The organism is Streptomyces sp. NPDC051020, assembly GCF_040683105.1.
GTDB lineage: Bacteria > Actinomycetota > Actinomycetes > Streptomycetales > Streptomycetaceae > Streptomyces.
This window is the reverse complement of sequence record NZ_JBFBCG010000216.1, coordinates 1-1,890: the sequence shown is the minus strand read 5'-3', so window position 1 is coordinate 1,890 and position 1,890 is coordinate 1. Positions and strand designations below refer to the sequence as shown.

Below are 1,890 nucleotides of genomic sequence, written 5' to 3'. Positions count from 1 at the left end.
ACCCGCACCCCGCTACCCAGTCGGCAAGAAACAGCGCAAAACGGATATGCCTAGACGCGGCGGGGCCGAGCAGCAGCCTTAAAGATCAAGCTTAGTCTTAGAAGATGAGCTTCCAGTTGTCGATGTAGCCCGTGTCGCTGCGGTACATGTCCTGGACCTTGAGCCTCCAGGTGCCGTTGGCGACCTGGCTGGAGGCGTCCACCGTGTAGGTCTCGAGCACGTTGTCGGCCGAGTCGGACAAGTTGCTCTTCTTCAGCGGGTACAGCGTGCCGTCGGGGGCGACCAGGTCGATGACCAGGTCACCGCGCCAGGTGTGCTTGATGTCCACGGCCACCTTGAGGTCGCTCGGCGCCTGGCCCGAGAGCCCGGTGACGTCGATGTCCGAGAAGACCGCGGCGCCCCCGTCCGGGATCGGCACGTCGGTGGTGTTCTCGACGATGGCCCTGGCGATCTTCCAGGTGAAGGTCGCCGTGGTGGTGGAGTTCTTGGAGCTTCTGACGGTGACGGTGACGTCGCTGGTGCCCGGCGTGGTGGGGGTGCCGGTGATGAGGCCGGTGACGGGGTGGAGGGTCAGGCCGTCGGGGAGGCCCGTGGCGAAGTAGACGGGGGTACCGGGGTTGAAGCTGGTGGCCTGGATCTGGAGGCTGGCGGGGGTGTCGACCGCGCTGATCTGGGCGCCGGGGTTGTTCAGCAGGATGCCGTCGACGATGCGGGGGCCGACGTTGATGCCGGCCCAGGCGTTGGCGGTGTTGATGTAGGTGTCGCTGCCCAGCCCGTACAGGTCGGCGGCGGCCTGGAGGGTGGCGGTGCGGGCGCCGGCGTAGTTGGTGGACGAGGTCATGTAGGTGGTGAGGGCCCTGTACCAGATCTTGGCGGCGGCGTCCCGGCCGATCGCGGTCACCGGCAGGCCGTCGGAGGTCGGGGAGTCGTAGTCCACGCCGTTGACGGTCTTGGCGCCGCTGCCCTCGGAGGCCAGGTAGAACCAGTGGTTGGCCGGACCGGAGGAGTAGTGGACGTCGATGGAGCCGAGACCGGAGTACCAGGCGTCCTTGGACCTGCCGTCCTGGGAGGGCTTGTCCATGTAGCGCAGCGGGGTGCCGTTGCCGCGGATGTCGATCTTCTCGCCGACGAGGTAGTCGCCGGGGTCGTTGGCGTTGTCGGCGTGGAACTCCACGGCCGCGGCGAAGATGTCGGAGGTCGCCTCGTTCAGACCGCCGGACTCGCCGCTGTAGATCAGACCCGCGGTGTTGGAGGTGACGCCGTGGGTCATCTCGTGGGCGCCGACGTCGATGGAGGTGAGCGGCTTGTTGTTGCCCGTGCCGTCACCGTAGGTCATGCAGAAGCAGGAGTCGGACCAGAACGCGTTGACGTAGGCGTTGCCGTAGTGCACGCGTGAGTAGGCTCCGACGCCGTCGTTCTTGATGCCGTTGCGGCCGTGGACGTCCTTGTAGTAGTCCCAGGTGAGCTGGGCGCCGTAGGCGGCGTCCACGCCGGCGGTCTGTCGGTTGCCGGTGGTGCCGTCACCCCAGGTGTCGTCCGGGTCGGTGAACAGCGTGCCGGTGCCGGAGCTGCCGCCGCCCAGGTCGTAGGTCTTGTGGCCGCCTCGGGTGCCGTCGGTCATCGAGTAGCTTCCGTCGGCCTGCGAGGTGCCGAGGGTGACCTGGCCGGAGTACATGCTGTCGCCGACGCCGGTCTCGATGCCCTGGTACTCGAACAGCTTCTTGCCGGTCTTGGCGTCGGTGATGACGTGCAGCTCGGAGGGGGTGCCGTCGGCCTGGGTGCCGCCGACCACGGTCTCCCAGGCCAGGGTCGGGGTGCCGGACGCGGCCCAGACGACCTTGCGGACGGTGTCGGCCGTCGCCTTCGCAACGTTCTTGTCCTTGGCACGGC

The 1,890-nt window shown here is 67.6% G+C and carries 1 protein-coding gene; it reads right to left on the bottom strand.

Features of this window, described 5'->3' with window-relative positions; translation table 11 throughout:
* Positions 1-97: 97 nt before the first annotated feature.
* Positions 98-1,890 (bottom strand): M4 family metallopeptidase (locus AB0N06_RS38760; protein ID WP_366139354.1); only part of this gene is annotated, 1,793 nt, incomplete at its 5' end.